Below are 16259 nucleotides of genomic sequence, written 5' to 3'. Positions count from 1 at the left end.
AGAGATAGCTTGCGGATAAGCGAAGTGGAATGCCATTTCATATCCGTCTTTGAGTATGCAATATTGTGCTACATATTGTGCCGGATGGCTCCGGCCTGGAGATTTATGCTGATCCCACCGCAAACAGCTTGTCGAGTTTGCTGTAGCCCAGCCCGTTGATTTTTTTAACCTTGATCTGCACCGGAATGCGTTCTTTCATCGCTTCAACGTGGCTTATCACTCCAATGGTTTTGCCGGTGGCGTTCAGCGCATCCAGCGCGTCCAGCGCGGTATCCAGCGTTTCGCTGTCCAGCGTGCCGAAACCTTCATCGAGGAACAGGGAGTCAATTCGCGTTTTGTGGCTGACCAAATCGGATAACGCCAGCGCCAGCGCCAGACTCACGAGGAAGCTCTCGCCACCGGAAAGCGTACGGGTGTCGCGCACGGCATCGGCCTGCCAGGTATCAACCACTTCCAGCTCCAGCGCTTCGCTGGCCTTACGCTGTAACAGATAGCGACCATGCAAACGAGTGAGTTGGTTGTTGGCAAGCCACACCAGGTTATCCAGTGTCAGTCCCTGGGCAAACTTGCGGAATTTATCTCCCTCTTTCGAGCCGATCAGCGCATTCAGATAGCCCCAGTCTTCAACCTGCTGCGTGACGTTTTCAATCTCCTGCATCAGCGCCTGCTGCTGCTGGCGATGTTCAGTATCCTGTTTCAACTGCTGGCGAATTTCGCCCTGACGCGTGGTATTTTCCCGTAGCTGCTGGGTGAGCTGCGCCAGCGCGTCGCGAAGCTGTTGTGCCGTGAGCGTGAGATCCGCCCCGGTTGGCAACTGCTGGTGATGGCTCGCCAGCGCCTGCTGAGCCTGATTAAGCAGCGTTTGTGCCTGCTGCTGCTGCTTTTCCAGCGATTGCTTTAACTGCTCCAGACGGCTAAAGGTTTCTTCATCCAGCAGGGCGGTAACAAAGGCGTCACGATCGGCAAAGATGCTGGCCTGCAGTGCGGCATCAAACTGTGCCTGAATTTCTGCGGCGCGCTGTAGGTCCTGCGCCTCCTGCTGTTGCAAGGTTTGCCACTGGCCTTGTAAAGACAGGCAATCGTCATGCACCTGTCGCCAGTTTTCCAGCGACAGATTCTCAGTACTTGCAGACAGCGTATCGCTCTCAGGCAGCGTTTCCAGCAACGGCGTGAGCTGAGCTATTTGCGCCTGTAACTCGGTGAGTTCGTTCTGGCGCTGCTGCCACATTTGCGCTTCTCTCGCCCGCTCACTCAGCCACGAATTAGCGTCATTTTCAGCAGGAAGGGACAGTCCATGGCGGGCCAGCTCGGCGGTTAACGTCGCCTGGCGCTGGTCAATTTGCTGCTGGAGCTGGGTAATCTGCTCGGTATGCGCCGTGATTTGCGCCTGCAGGGTATGACGCAGGCTCAACTGGTGAAGTTGTTGTTCGTATTCTTCCTGGGCGGCAAGCCACGGGGCGATATCATCCTGCGGTTGCTGCGTCACGTTAAGGCTGGTAGTGACTGTCTGCCACTCTTGAGTAAGCGCTTGCTCCTCTTGAGAAAGCGTCTGTGCTTCACGCTCATCGCGCTGGAGTTGCTGGGTTATGGCCTCAAGCTGGCCGCGTAACGTTGAGCCCTCATCAGCCAGGGTTTTAACCTCTTTTTCCAGTGCTTCACGTCGTGCCTGATTAACACTCAGTTCGAGCGTTTGATAGCGCTCAATCGCCGGATGCGTGGTGGAGCCGCACAGCGGACAAGGCATGCCGGATTGCAATAATGCCCGCTGGCTTTCCAAATCTTTGATGCGGGCTTCCTGCTCGCAAATGATCCTCACATCGGCAAGCTGCTGATTTTTATCTTTATAGCGCTGACGTTTTTCGGCAAGCACCGCGTTGCGCTGCGTTAGCTCTTGCTGACGTTGCACCAGCGTCGCGCGTAACTGCGCCAGCTGCTTTTGCTTCGGGGCGATTTGCCCATGCAGATTGCTCAGACGTTGGCGTAACGGACGGCGCTGCACATGTTGCGCCAGCGCCGCCGTGACCTCCTGCGGTGAAAGAGTCAGCGTGGGAAGCGCCAGCGCATCCAGTTTACGCGTGTCGTTTTCCCGTAACTGCTGCCACTGGTGTAGCTGGGCGCTGGCGTCGGAGTGTTGCGCCAGCAGGGCCTTCCACCCAGCCAGTTCGCTGCCCCACAAGCGGAAGCGATCGTGTTCGTTCAGCCAGTCGATTAACGTCTGTTGTCCGGCGAGCAAGGCGGTCGACTGCGTGTGCGCCTGCTGACGGATGCGCCCGCGCAGCGCTAAGCTGCTTTGTAAGCGAGCATTCACTTCCTGAATATTCTGCCGCGTACGCGCTATCGTAGCCGTTTGTTCCTGGATTCGCTCCCAGTGAGGGCGTAACGCTCTGGCCGGTTGTGCCAGACTCAGCGCCGCCAGCTGTGGCTGCGCGTCTTCTTGCGCCTGTTTTGCGGCCTGTAACGCCTGTTGGTGACGGTTGATTTCTGCCTGTAGCTCATTTTGCCGAATGAGCCAGTTGAGATGCTGTTGCTGAGTCTGCTGGCTTGCAAGGTATTGTTTTTCCTCATCAGTAAGTACCTGCAAACTCTCTGTCAGGGACTGCACCTGCTCCGCAGCGAGCAGAGCCACGCCGTTGGCCTGCGCCTGCAGTTTTTCCAGCTCTGTACGCGCTGCTTTATGCTTTTCAAACACCATGGCGGAAATTTGGCCGTAGATCTCAGTCCCCGTCAGCTCTTCCAGCAGTTCGGCACGCTCTTTCGGTTTGGCATTGAGAAATGCGGCAAATTGCCCCTGAGACAGCAGCATCGAACGGGTGAAACGACCATAATCCAGGCCGGTAAGTTCGGCGGTCATTTCCAACTTGTCTTTGACTTTATCGGCGAGGATTTTACCGTCGGCGCAGCGGGCAAGTTCTACGCGCGGAGCCTGTAGGTTGCCTTCAGGCTGATTGCGCGCGCGGTTCTGGCTCCAGAATGCGCGATAGGCTTCGCCCCGGACTTCGAACTCGACCTCGGCCAGACACTCGGCGGTGTCGCGGGTCATCAGATCGTTTTGCGATTGAGACACGGTATTGAGCCGCGGCGTTTCGTGATACAGCGCGAGACAAATGGCGTCCAGCAGGGTGGTTTTTCCCGCGCCCGTTGGACCCGTGATGGCGAACAGCCCATTGCTGGCAAAGGGCTCAGCCGTGAAATCGACTTTCCATTCTCCTTTCAGAGAATTGAGGTTTTTCAAACGCAGGCTGAGAATTTTCATGCTTCGGTCTCCCCGGCAAGCGTGTGTAAGGTGGTGCTAAACAGTTGATTCAGGCGCTCGCGTTGCGATTCTTCGAGTTCTTCCAGCGCCAGGCGACGGGCAAAAACGTCCGTCACGCTCAGCTCGCTTAGCGTTTCACGTCGTTCATTCGCCATAATACGTTCGCGCTGTTCCCGGCTACGGCGCACCAATAACACCTCTACCGGTAAATCTTCGGTTAATGCCTGAATCTTACGCTGCATGTCGTGCAGATAGTCATCGGTGGTGATTTCGATATCTAACCAGACTGGCGGTTCCTGCTGCACACCGCGCCACTGCTCTAGTTGGGCGGTAATCGCGGCTAAATCACCTTTCAGCACCGCCAACGGCTGGGTGACCGGTACGGTGAGGTGTTCAACAGCGCTCAGCTTGCCGTTTTCGAAGCTCACCAGATGGACGCATTTGCTTTTGCCGCACTCGTCAAAACTGAGCGCAATTGGCGAACCGCAGTAGCGAATATGCTCTGTTCCGCCGATAACCTGCGCCCGGTGAATATGTCCCAGCGCGATGTAATCGGCGGGTGGAAAGTTTTGCGCCGGAAAGGCGTCCAGCGTGCCAATATAAATGTCACGTACAGCGTCACTTTTACTGGCGCCCACGGTGGTCAGATGCCCGGTCGCAATGATGGGTAGATTCTGGTCGCCGCGCAGCGTACAGGCGTCATGATATTGCTGTTGGTAATAGTCGGTGATAGCCGATAGCAAATGCTGCTGTTTCTCTTGTCCCGTTAGCCCGGCCTGGCTGGTAATGATGTCACGCGGGCGTAAAAAAGGCACCGGACACAGGATCGCGCCCGGCGTGCCGTCGCGTTGAGACAGCACCTGCGGCGCATGGCCAGCGCTGGCGATCACTGTGGTATTGAGAAACGCCAGAATATCGCGGGATTCGTTGAGCGTGGCGACGGAGTCGTGGTTACCTGCCAACACCACCAGATGACAGCCGGTTTGCTGCAGATTAACGACAAAACGGTTATACAGCTCACGGGCATAGCTTGGCGGTGAGCCGGTATCGAAAATATCGCCCGCCACAATAATGGCATCCACCTGCTGGGATTGTGCCGTTTCCAGCAGCCAGTCGAGAAAGGCCTGATGTTCAGCGGCGCGGCTCTTGCTGTAGAAATTTTGGCCCAGATGCCAGTCAGACGTGTGAAGGATGCGCATAAGAGTTCCATGACGATAAAACAGTGGCGGGGATTATAACCCTGCAAGGACGGTAATATCTTGTTTAAGGGCTGTCATAATTCGCGGGGCTGCGTTAAACCTGGACTATCTTTTCATAAATCTGTCATAAAACTGACGCATAATGGCACCGTATTGATGGCAAACGATTTAATTATAAACAGGGCAAATCATGGCGAGACGTATTCTGGTCGTAGAAGATGAAGCTCCAATTCGTGAAATGGTCTGCTTCGTGCTCGAGCAAAACGGTTTTCAAACCGTAGAAGCCGAAGACTATGACAGTGCTGTGAACCAACTCAATGAACCCTGGCCGGATCTCGTCCTGCTTGACTGGATGCTACCCGGCGGCTCGGGCCTACAGTTTATTAAACATCTCAAGCGCGAAGCGATGACGCGGGATATTCCCGTCATGATGCTGACGGCGAGGGGAGAAGAGGAAGATCGTGTACGGGGTCTGGAAACGGGCGCGGATGATTATATTACCAAGCCGTTTTCTCCCAAGGAGCTGGTGGCGCGTATTAAAGCTGTTCTGCGTCGTATTTCCCCCATGGCGGTGGAAGAGGTTATTGAGATGCAGGGGCTGAGCCTTGACCCAACCTCGCATCGCGTGATGACCGGCGAGGATCCATTGGATATGGGGCCGACAGAATTCAAACTGTTGCACTTCTTTATGACCCACCCTGAACGCGTCTATAGCCGTGAGCAATTACTCAATCATGTCTGGGGTACCAATGTGTACGTGGAAGACCGGACAGTGGATGTGCATATCCGCCGCTTGCGTAAAGCGCTGGAGCACAGTGGACATGATCGTATGGTGCAGACGGTTCGTGGGACGGGATATCGTTTTTCGACCCGCTTCTGACTAACATGAATAGGGGCCTGACGGATTAGGCTGTTAATGGAGTAAGACGTTTGCTAGAACGATTGTCATGGAAAAGGCTGGTACTGGAGCTGATCCTCTGCTGCATACCGGCGTTTATCCTTAGCGCTTTTTTTGGTTACCTGCCCTGGTTTTTGCTGGCGTCGGTAACCGGCCTGCTTGTCTGGCATTTCTGGAATTTATTACGCTTGTCCTGGTGGTTATGGGTCGACAGAAGCATGACCCCGCCGCCGGGTCGCGGAAGTTGGGAGCCGTTGCTGTATGGGCTGCATCAAATGCAGCTGCGCAACAAAAAGCGCCGTCGGGAACTGGGTAATCTGATTAAACGTTTTCGCAGTGGGGCGGAATCGCTACCCGACGCGGTGGTGTTGACGACTGAAGAGGGGGGCATTTTCTGGTGTAACGGCCTGGCCCAGCAGGTTCTGGGACTGCGCTGGCCGGACGATAGCGGGCAAAATATACTTAACCTGCTGCGCTACCCGGAATTCACGCAATATCTGAAAACGCGTGATTTTAGTCGGCCAATCAATCTGGTGCTCAATACCGGACGGCATCTGGAGATTCGCGTGATGCCCTATACCGATAAGCAATTGCTGATGGTCGCGCGCGATGTTACCCAGATGCACCAACTGGAAGGTTCGCGGCGTAACTTTTTCGCCAACGCCAGCCATGAGTTGCGTACGCCGCTGACGGTGCTACAAGGTTATCTGGAAATGATGCAGGAGCATCCGCTGGAAGGAACGACGCGTGAAAAAGCGCTGCATACCATGCGTGAGCAAACGTACCGCATGGAAGGGCTGGTGAAGCAGTTGCTGACGTTGTCGAAAATAGAGGCCGCGCCAGCGCTACTGCTTAATGAGAAGGTGGACGTGCCGATGATGCTGCGCGTGGTTGAACACGAGGCGCACACGCTGAGTCAGAATAATCATACGTTTACTTTTGATATTGATAGCCACCTGAGCGTGCGGGGAAATGAGGAGCAACTGCGTAGCGCGATTTCGAATCTTGTGTATAACGCGGTGAACCATACCCCCGCGGGTACGCACATCACCGTGCGCTGGCAGCATGTTGCCTCCGGGGCGGAATTTAGCGTCGAGGACAATGGGCCTGGTATTGCTGCGGAGCATATTCCTCGTTTGACCGAACGCTTCTATCGCGTGGACAAAGCGCGATCCCGACAAACGGGCGGGAGTGGACTGGGTCTGGCCATCGTGAAACATGCTCTGCAACATCACGATAGCCGCCTGAATATCGAAAGTACGCCAGGCAAAGGGACGCGATTTAGTTTCGTCATCCCGGAACGTTTAATGGCCAAAAGTAACGATTAACCCGTATTCGTAAGATAATCTTTCCAAAAGCCAGCGCGAGCTGGTTTTTTTATGTGGTCAATAGTTACATCCTGAATTTTGCGACGTTTGATTGTTTTTTGTTCGAACTATTACCCATACCTTTTTCCATGAAATGGTTTTTTGTGCTAACTGCATTTTTCATATCGCTATATTGTTCTGGTTTTTGGATCCCACCTTGCTTTAAAACGTTATAAGCGTTTAAATTGCGCTCCAGATGCTGTCATACCGACTGCATTTACGCGGTAAATCGAAAAACTATTCTTCGCCGCGCCAGGTCGGGAGTGTTTCCCGCTGGAATTGAGCAAAAATGCCGCTGTATTGTCCCCCAGGGAAAGGCAAAAATTTATTATTTTCAACACCACATCCACAGGCTGTAAGACTTTATGACCCATCAGTTAAAATCGCGCGATATTATCGCTTTGGGATTTATGACATTTGCACTGTTCGTTGGTGCAGGTAACATCATCTTCCCCCCAATGGTTGGTTTGCAGGCAGGCGAACACGTCTGGACTGCGGCTTTTGGCTTTTTGATTACCGCCGTTGGTCTTCCGGTACTTACCGTTGTCGCGCTGGCGAAAGTCGGTGGCGGTGTGGACAGCCTGAGTACGCCTATCGGTAAGGTTGCTGGATTGCTGCTGGCCACCGTCTGCTATCTGGCGGTTGGTCCATTGTTCGCGACGCCGCGTACCGCAACGGTCTCTTTCGAAGTCGGGATTGCGCCGCTGACCGGTGACTCTGCGCTGCCGCTGTTCATCTACAGCGTGGTCTATTTTGCGATTGTTATTTTGGTGTCGCTGTATCCAGGCAAACTGCTGGATACCGTCGGCAACTTCCTTGCTCCGCTGAAAATCCTTGCGCTGGTGGTACTGTCTGTCGCCGCGATTGTCTGGCCGGCAGGCCCGATCAGCAATGCGATGGAAGCCTATCAAACCGCAGCATTTTCGAATGGTTTCGTAAATGGCTATCTGACCATGGATACGCTGGGCGCGATGGTATTTGGTATTGTTATTGTTAACGCCGCCCGCTCGCGTGGCGTTACCGAGTCGCGTCTGCTGACCCGTTACACCGTTTGGGCAGGTTTGATGGCGGGTGTGGGCTTAACGCTGCTGTACCTTGCGTTGTTCCGTCTGGGCTCCGATAGCGCAATTCTGGTCGATCAGTCAGCTAACGGCGCGGCGATTCTGCATGCGTATGTTCAGCACACCTTTGGCGGCGCAGGAAGCTTCCTGCTGGCGGCGCTGATTTTCATCGCCTGTCTGGTGACTGCGGTTGGCCTGACCTGCGCGTGCGCAGAGTTCTTTGCCCAGTACGTTCCACTGTCTTATCGTACGCTGGTATTTATCCTCGGCGGCTTCTCAATGGTGGTCTCTAACCTGGGGCTGAGCCATCTGATTCAGATCTCTATTCCGGTGCTGACGGCTATCTATCCGCCATGTATCGCACTGGTTGTATTAAGTTTTACCCGCTCATGGTGGCATAATTCTTCCCGCGTCATTGCACCTGCGATGTTTATCAGCCTGATTTTTGGTATCCTTGATGGCATTAAAGCTTCTGCAATTGGCGACGTGTTACCGGCCTGGACCCAGCGTTTACCGCTGGCGGAACAAGGGCTGGCGTGGTTGATGCCAACAGTCGTGATGGTGCTCCTGGCAATTATCTGGGATCGCGCCGCGGGTCGACAAGTGACCTCCAGCGCGCACTAATCACTGACAATAAGTTTTAACCACGGGGCTATTAATATGGCCCCGTGGTTTTTTATTGTGTTAACAGGTTAGGAATCGATGGAAAGTAATAACAAGCTAAAGCGTGGGCTGAGCACCCGGCACATTCGCTTTATGGCATTAGGTTCGGCAATTGGCACCGGGCTGTTTTACGGCTCTGCCGACGCGATCAAAATGGCGGGGCCGAGCGTGTTGCTGGCCTATATTATCGGTGGCGCTGCGGCATATATCATCATGCGCGCGCTGGGCGAAATGTCTGTGCATAATCCTGCAGCCAGCTCTTTCTCGCGCTATGCGCAGGAAAACCTCGGGCCGTTGGCGGGTTACATTACCGGCTGGACCTACTGTTTTGAAATCCTGATTGTCGCTATTGCCGACGTTACTGCCTTCGGCATTTACATGGGGGTCTGGTTCCCGGCGGTACCGCACTGGATATGGGTACTCAGCGTGGTGCTGATTATTTGCGCCATCAACCTGATGAGCGTGAAGGTGTTTGGCGAGCTGGAGTTCTGGTTCTCGTTCTTTAAAGTCGCCACTATTATCATCATGATTGTCGCCGGGTTCGGCATCATCATTTGGGGCATTGGCAACGGCGGTCAACCTACCGGTATCCATAACCTGTGGAGTAACGGCGGCTTCTTTAGCAACGGCTGGCTCGGCATGGTGATGTCGCTACAAATGGTGATGTTCGCTTACGGCGGGATAGAGATTATCGGTATTACTGCAGGTGAAGCGAAAGACCCGGAAAAATCTATTCCGCGTGCTATCAATTCCGTACCGATGCGTATCCTGGTATTTTACGTGGGGACGCTGTTCGTCATTATGTCTATTTACCCGTGGAACCAGGTTGGCACCGACGGGAGTCCGTTCGTCCTGACGTTCCAGCATATGGGCATTACCTTTGCCGCCGGGATCCTCAACTTTGTGGTTCTCACCGCATCGCTGTCGGCTATCAACTCTGACGTCTTCGGCGTGGGGCGTATGCTGCACGGTATGGCGGAGCAGGGCAGCGCGCCAAAAATGTTCGCCAAGACGTCGCGTCGCGGTGTGCCATGGGTCACGGTGATGGTGATGACTATCGCGCTGCTGTTTGCGGTTTATCTTAACTACATCATGCCGGAAAACGTCTTCCTGGTGATCGCCTCACTGGCGACCTTCGCCACGGTGTGGGTGTGGATTATGATCCTGCTGTCGCAGATTGCCTTCCGCCGCCGTCTGCCGCCGGAAGAGGTCAAGGCGCTGAAATTTAAAGTACCTGGTGGGGTAACAACGACCGTTGTTGGCCTGATTTTCCTCGTCTTTATCATCGCGCTTATCGGCTACCATCCGGATACCCGCATTTCACTGTATGTTGGTTTCGCGTGGATTGCCCTGCTGCTGGTGGGGTGGGTATTTAAACGCCGCCGCGAGCGTCAACTGGCTGAAGCACAGTAATTTTTTGCCGGGTAACGCGTCGCGTCGCCCGGCAATTTTCTCCTCCCCCGAACTCCTCCCCTAATAAACGTTAAGATGATGAGTGATCCTGCTCTTTGCTATGGCAAGGTGGCTTCATTTTCATCAAAGGGGATACGTGATGTTGAACGCCTGGCACCTTCCGGTTGCCCCATTTGTTAAGCAAAACAAAGATCAACTGACAATTACGCTGTGGCTGGCCGGGGAAAATCCACCTCAGCGGGTGACGCTACGCGCAGAAAACGATAACGAAGAGATTTCGCTCTCCATGCACAAGCTGCGCAGCCAGCCGCAGCCGGGCGTGACCGCGTGGCGAGCGGCGATCGATCTTGCCAGCGGCCAACCTCGTCGGCGCTATAGCTTTAAATTATTGTGGCCCGATCGTCAGCTGTGGTTTACACCGCAGGGATTCAGCCGTTTTCCGCCTGCGCGTCTGGAGCAGTTTGCTGTTGATGTGCCGGATAACGGTCCGCAGTGGGTAGCTGACCAGATTTTCTATCAGATTTTCCCGGATCGCTTTGCCCGCAGCCAGTCGCGTGAGCCGGCTCCAAACGTCTATTACCACCACGCAGCCGGGCATGACATCGTGCGTCGCGAGTGGGATGAACCGCTGACCGCTCAGGCCGGAGGATCGACATTTTATGGCGGCGATTTAGACGGCATCAGCGAAAAGCTGCCGTATCTGAAAACGTTAGGGGTGACGGCGCTGTATCTGAACCCGATATTTACCGCGCCGAGCGTGCATAAATACGATACCGAAGATTACCGTCATGTTGATCCACAGTTTGGCGGCGACAACGCGCTGCTGCGCTTGCGTCACAACACGCAACAGCAGGGCATGCGTCTGATTCTGGACGGTGTTTTTAACCACAGCGGCGATTCACACCCTTGGTTTGATCGGCATAACCGTGGGACGGATGGGGCGTGTTACAACCCGCATTCCCCCTGGCGTGACTGGTATCATTTCTCTGCCGACGGTGTGGCGCTTGACTGGCTGGGCTATGCCAGCCTACCCAAGCTGGATTTTTGTTCGCAAAGCCTGGTCAATGAGATTTATCGTGGGGAAGACAGTATCGTTCGTCACTGGCTGAAAGCGCCGTGGAGTATGGACGGCTGGCGTCTTGATGTCGTGCATATGCTGGGAGAAGGCGGCGGGGCGCGCAACAACCTGCACCATGTGGCGGGGATTACGCAGGCGGCAAAAGAAACCCAGCCTGAAGCGTATGTTGTGGGTGAACATTTTGGTGATGCGCGCCAGTGGTTGCAGGCGGATGCAGAAGATGCCGCCATGAACTATCGCGGTTTTACTTTCCCCATCTGGGGATTTCTGGCTAATACGGATATCTCCTACGACCCGCAATCTATTGATGCCCAAACCTGTATGGCTTGGATGGATAACTACCGCGCGGGTCTGTCGCATCAGCAGCAACTGCGGATGTTCAATCAGCTCGACAGCCACGATACCGCCCGTTTTAAATCCTTGCTTGGCAAAGACGTGGCGCGTTTACCGCTGGCGGTGGTATGGCTGTTTACCTGGCCTGGCGTGCCTTGTATTTATTACGGTGACGAGGTGGGGCTGGACGGTAATAACGACCCGTTCTGTCGTAAGCCGTTCCCGTGGCAACCTGAAAAACAGGACACTCATTTGCTTGAGCTGTATCAGCGGCTGGCAAAATTACGCCATCAAAGCCAGGCGTTACGCCATGGCGGTTGTCAGGTGATTTACGCCGAAGATAACGTGGTCGTGTTTATGCGGGTGCTCAACCGCCAGCGCGTGCTGGTGGCGATTAACCGTGGTCAGGCCTGTGAAGTAGTCCTGCCAGCCTCGCCACTACTGCGTGTCGCTCAATGGCAGCACAAAGAGGGTAACGGCCTGCTCGCTGACGATATCCTGACGCTGCCGGCGATCTCCGCCTCGGTGTGGATGGGTCATTGATACAAGCGCGCAATCTCCGGGCTCGCCAGCAGCGTTTCTCGCCACCAGCGCTGCGCCAGCCCGTCGCGGCTGTTACGCCATGCCATATAGGCCACATCTTTTTGGCGAAATGAGATGACCGTTTTTTCCACCAGTTCGCCTGTGGCAAGCCACGGGCTGGCAATGTGGCGGGGAAGAAATCCGCAGCCCATGCCGGCTCGCAATAACATCACCTTACTGTGGAAGTCATCGACGCGAATCTGCGCCTGCTCGTCCATCAGATTGGTTTGCAGCGGATGGCAAAAGCGGGCGCTGTCGCTGATAACAATGGCCCGATGCAGGCACAGCTGTTCGTTTGTCAGGCCATCTGGCGCGGCGGCCAGCGGATGTTCGGGTGCCACGACAAATACATTATCCAGCGTGCCGAGCATTTTGTAGGACCAGGCGGCTGACGTTGGCGTTTCATTAATCGCCCCCAGAATGATGTCTGCGCCATTATGGGTCAGCTCCTCCCAGGAGCCTGCCAGCGTATGGTGGGTAAAACTCAGCCGGGTTTGCTTATTCAGCGCGTGAAATTCATCAATAATGGGCAGCAGCGTGGCGAAAGGAAAAGAGTCGTCCAGCGCGATTGCCAGCTCTTTTTCCCAGCCTGAACTCAGCTGTATCGCCTGCTTTTCGAGATCTTTGGCCGCACTCAGCAGCAAACGTCCCTTTTCCAGCATCATCAGCCCGGTGTCGGTAAATTTCGCCCGGTGCCCGGAGCGGTCAAGCAGCTCAATATTCAAATCGCTTTCCAGCTTCTGAATCATATAGCTGAGTGCCGCAGGGGTTTTAAACAGCGATTCGGCTGCTGCGGCAAATGAACCCTGTTTGTCGAGTGCGTCGAGGATGAGCAAAACATCCAGATTGATGCGCATAAGCAGAAAATATCCTGAAAAATAAACTCCTCTGTTGTACCGAATGAAGAAAAACAATGCCAGTGAATAAATTAGATGAGTCATGCGCATTTTTTTGATGTTGTTTAGGATATATCGCAACACAGAATTAATAGTTTCACAGGATGGTTAGTTTTCTTTAATAACTCGTTAGAAATTTCCCGCTATACTCAACAAGCTTTCTGATTCAGGATCCTGCTGCTGACGGCAGATACAGACCGTTGCCTTTTAACTTATTGATTAAGAAGGTGTGTTATGTCTATTCGGGAACTGATTGACCCTCAAAACTCTACGCTGATTTTTATTGATCATCAGCCGCAAATGTCATTTGGTGTGGCAAATATTGATCGCCAGACTTTGAAAAATAATACCGTGGCATTAGCGAAAGCCGGCAAGATATTTAATGTTCCAGTAATTTATACCTCTGTGGAAACAAAAAGTTTTAGCGGCTATATCTGGCCGGAATTGTTAGCGGTTCACCCCGATGTGAAGCCTATTGAACGCACGTCTATGAACTCCTGGGAAGATGCGGCGTTTGTGAAAGCCGTGGAAGCGACCGGACGCAAAAAATTGATTATCTCCGCGCTGTGGACCGAAGTCTGCCTGACCTTCCCGGCGCTGATGGCGCTGGAAGCGGGTTATGAAGTGTATGTGGTGACCGACACGTCCGGCGGCACGTCTGTGGATGCCCACGAGCGTTCTATTGACCGGATGGTGCAGGCGGGCGCAGTCCCCGTAACCTGGCAACAGGTTCTTCTTGAGTACCAGCGTGACTGGTCCCGCAAAGAAACCTACGACGCCGTAATGGATTTGGTGCGCGAACATAGCGGCGCCTACGGTATGGGCGTGGATTACGCCTATACCATGGTGCATGGCGCGCCGGAACGTAAAGCCTAAATACACTTCATCCTTCATGCTGCATCTTTGTTGGCTTCGCTTGCGTACCCCGGTCACTTACTGATGAAAGCTCCCGGGGATCCACAACCTTGCCGCCTCGATGCACCATGAATGATTTTGTGTATTGCTTTCCTGGCCTAAGCGGTCTGTTTCCTCTCAACAAGGAACCCTTCATGGCGCAGAACAAACATGTGACGTTGGTGATTACCCATACCCTGCAGCCTGAGCAGGCGCGGCGGTATGAGCAGTGGCTGGGGAAAATCATGCCGGTGGCGGCCGAGTTTCCCGGTCATCTCGGGGCGAATGTGATTCGCCCTGCGGAGGGCGAGAATCTGTGGAACATTATTATCCGCTTCGACACGCTGGAGCATTTGTACAACTGGACCCAGTCCGATACGCGCCGTGTGCTGGTGGAAGAGATAGCTCCGCTGCTGGCAGAAGGTGACAAAACCGAAATTCGTACCGAAGCGGCGTTCTGGTTTACGCCGCCCGCGCCCCATGTACGCCAGCCCAGGCGCTGGAAACAGTTCCTGATAACTCTGCTGGTGATTTTTCCCAGCACTAACCTGGTGCCGTGGTTGACCGGCATTGTGCTGCCTGCAATGAAGGGCTCGTTACTCCTGCATCTTATCAATGATGCGTGTGTGGTTGCGCTGGTGGTCTGGTTCTGGATGCCCATCGTAACCCGTCTGTTTGCCGGATGGCTGAAAAAAGCCTGACCGGTTTCTCAGGAGATTGTTATGTCGCAAACTGCCACACTGATTCTGACTCACGGAAAAATTCATACTCTTGACAGACAAAGCCCACAGGTCGAGGCGGTCGCGATCGCCAACGGGAAGATCCTGGCGACCGGTAACCACGACCGGATCATGAGCTTTGCCGCCGAAGGAACGCAGATTGTCGATCTGCAAGGACATACGGTGATCCCCGGCTTAAATGATTCACACCTGCACCTGATTCGCGGTGGTCTGAATTACAACCTGGAACTGCGTTGGGAAGGCGTACCGTCGCTGGCGGATGCACTACGCATGCTCAAAGAGCAGGCTGACAGAACGCCGTCGCCGCAATGGGTGCGCGTGGTAGGCGGCTGGAGCGAATTCCAGTTTGCCGAACGGCGCATGCCGACTCTGGAAGAACTGAATGAAGCCGCGCCAGATACCCCGGTATTTGTTCTGCATCTGTACGACAGAGCGTTGCTGAATCGCGCGGCGCTGAAAGCCGTGGGCTACACCAAAGCGACGCCGGATCCGGCAGGCGGTGAGATTGTGCGTGATAGCAACGGCAACCCGACCGGAATGCTGATCGCCAAACCCAACGCCATGATCCTTTATTCGACGCTGGCGAAAGGGCCAAAGCTGCCGCTGGAAATGCAGGTCAATTCGACCCGCCAGTTTATGCGCGAGCTGAACCGTCTGGGACTGACCAGCGCCATTGATGCGGGCGGCGGCTTTCAGAACTACCCGGAAGATTACGAGATCATTGAGCAGTTGCACGCCAACAAGCAGATGACGGTGCGTATCGCCTACAACTTGTTTACTCAGCGTCCTAAGCAGGAGCTGGAGGACTTTGAACGCTGGACCGATATGCTCAAGCCCGGACAGGGCACCGATTTCTACCGTGCTAATGGCGCAGGGGAAATGTTGGTCTTCTCGGCAGCTGATTTTGAAGATTTCCTGCAACCACGTCCGGATCTACCGGAAGGTATGGAAGAAGAACTGGAACGCGTGGTTCGTCACCTGGTGGAGCATCGCTGGCCGTTCCGTCTGCATGCCACCTATGATGAATCCATCAACCGCATGCTGGATGTGTTCGAGAAGGTGAATCGCGATATCCCGTTCAATGGCCTGCACTGGTTCTTCGATCACGCCGAAACGATTACCGAACGCAATATCGAGCGCGTCAAAGCGTTGGGCGGCGGGATAGCGGTTCAGCACCGAATGGCGTTCCAGGGGGAGTATTTTGTCGATCGCTATGGCAAAGACGCGGTCAAGCATACGCCGCCGGTGGCGAAAATGCTGGCGGCTGATGTTCCGGTAGGGCTGGGGACTGACGCCACCCGCGTGGCCAGCTATAACCCGTGGACCGCGCTGTACTGGCTGGTTTCTGGCCGTACCGTTGGTGGTATGGCGATGTATGATGATAACAATCGCCTGCCGCGCGATGTGGCGCTGGAACTGTGGACGGCCGGTAGCGCCTGGTTCTCCAGCGAACAGGGTAAGAAAGGGCGTATCGAGAAAGATCAACTGGCCGACCTGGTGGTGCTGTCTAAAGACTATTTCAGCGTGCCGGAAGAAGAGATCAAAGGCATCGAGTCGGTGATGACTATTGTCGATGGTAAAGTCGTGTACGCAGCCGGGCATTTCACGCCGCTGGCACCGCCAGCCATTCCGGTTGTGCCGGACTGGTCGCCGGTGGTGAAGGTGCCGGGGCACTATCGCTCAGCGCCGCCTGCTGCGGCGAAAATTGGCGCAATGGTACAGATGCACCAGTGCTGCGGTAGCTGCGGCGTACACGGTCATCAGCATGATATCGCGCGTAAGTCGGGGATTCCGGTGTCAGATGACAGGGCTTTCTGGGGCGCGCTGGGTTGTTCCTGTTTTGCGTTTTAAGCTCTCATCACAGCCCCTGGCCAAACGCAGG

The 16259-nt window shown here is 54.6% G+C and carries 11 protein-coding genes; 8 read left to right on the top strand and 3 right to left on the bottom strand.

Annotated features, from left to right (window positions below; translation table 11 throughout):
• Window positions 1-103 precede the first annotated feature (103 nt).
• Both sbcC and sbcD read right to left on the bottom strand, forming a co-directional pair.
• The gene (gene sbcC, locus OGV69_RS09070) at window positions 104-3253 is read right to left on the bottom strand and encodes an exonuclease subunit SbcC (RefSeq protein WP_069323939.1); all 3150 of its coding nucleotides are present in this window, start codon (window positions 3251-3253) and stop codon (window positions 104-106) included.
• A complete protein-coding gene (gene sbcD, locus OGV69_RS09065) occupies window positions 3250-4452 on the bottom strand; it encodes an exonuclease subunit SbcD (protein WP_069323940.1) in 1203 nt (400 codons plus the stop codon). Before sbcD ends, sbcC begins: the two co-directional genes overlap by 4 nt.
• A 190-nt stretch (window positions 4453-4642) precedes the next feature.
• On the opposite strand from sbcD, the gene phoB reads away from it, so the two are divergent.
• From phoB to malZ, 5 genes are all read left to right on the top strand, one after another.
• A complete protein-coding gene (phoB, locus tag OGV69_RS09060; protein ID WP_069323941.1) occupies window positions 4643-5332 on the top strand; it encodes a phosphate response regulator transcription factor PhoB in 690 nt (229 codons plus the stop codon).
• 50 nt (window positions 5333-5382) lie between these two features.
• Window positions 5383-6678, top strand: coding sequence for a phosphate regulon sensor histidine kinase PhoR (gene phoR / locus OGV69_RS09055; protein WP_069323942.1), 1296 nt, complete (start codon window positions 5383-5385; stop codon window positions 6676-6678).
• Between the two features lie 404 nt (window positions 6679-7082).
• Entirely contained in the window at window positions 7083-8402 is a 1320-nt protein-coding gene (brnQ, locus tag OGV69_RS09050; RefSeq protein WP_069323943.1) for a branched-chain amino acid transporter carrier protein BrnQ, read from the top strand.
• 78 nt (window positions 8403-8480) lie between these two features.
• A complete protein-coding gene (proY, locus tag OGV69_RS09045) occupies window positions 8481-9854 on the top strand; it encodes a proline-specific permease ProY (protein WP_038638156.1) in 1374 nt (457 codons plus the stop codon).
• 139 nt (window positions 9855-9993) lie between these two features.
• The gene (malZ, locus tag OGV69_RS09040) at window positions 9994-11808 is read left to right on the top strand and encodes a maltodextrin glucosidase (protein ID WP_199950721.1); all 1815 of its coding nucleotides are present in this window, start codon (window positions 9994-9996) and stop codon (window positions 11806-11808) included.
• Here the strand turns inward: malZ and OGV69_RS09035 are convergent.
• The gene (locus OGV69_RS09035) at window positions 11802-12704 is read right to left on the bottom strand and encodes a LysR family transcriptional regulator (RefSeq protein ID WP_069323945.1); all 903 of its coding nucleotides are present in this window, start codon (window positions 12702-12704) and stop codon (window positions 11802-11804) included. The genes malZ and OGV69_RS09035 overlap by 7 nt on opposite strands.
• Before the next feature lie 273 nt (window positions 12705-12977).
• Between OGV69_RS09035 and OGV69_RS09030 the strand changes: the two genes are divergently transcribed.
• The 3 genes from OGV69_RS09030 (at window position 12978) to OGV69_RS09020 (ending at window position 16228) form a co-directional block, all read left to right on the top strand.
• On the top strand, window positions 12978-13619 hold the full coding sequence (locus tag OGV69_RS09030) for a hydrolase (protein WP_003021513.1): 642 nt from the start codon (window positions 12978-12980) through the stop codon (window positions 13617-13619).
• A gap of 173 nt (window positions 13620-13792) precedes the next feature.
• Window positions 13793-14338 (top strand): antibiotic biosynthesis monooxygenase, encoded by a 546-nt coding sequence (locus OGV69_RS09025; RefSeq protein ID WP_038638169.1) that lies wholly within the window; start codon window positions 13793-13795, stop codon window positions 14336-14338.
• Window positions 14339-14359: 21 nt separating this feature from the next.
• A complete protein-coding gene (locus OGV69_RS09020) occupies window positions 14360-16228 on the top strand; it encodes an amidohydrolase (protein WP_069323946.1) in 1869 nt (622 codons plus the stop codon).
• The last annotated feature ends 31 nt before the right edge of the window (window positions 16229-16259 follow it).

Source organism: Citrobacter sp. Cc139, assembly GCF_030334645.1.
In the GTDB taxonomy this organism is placed as follows: Bacteria; Pseudomonadota; Gammaproteobacteria; order Enterobacterales; family Enterobacteriaceae; genus Citrobacter; species Citrobacter werkmanii.
The sequence above is the reverse complement of the archived record's forward strand: the minus strand, read 5'-3'. Positions and strand labels throughout refer to the sequence as shown.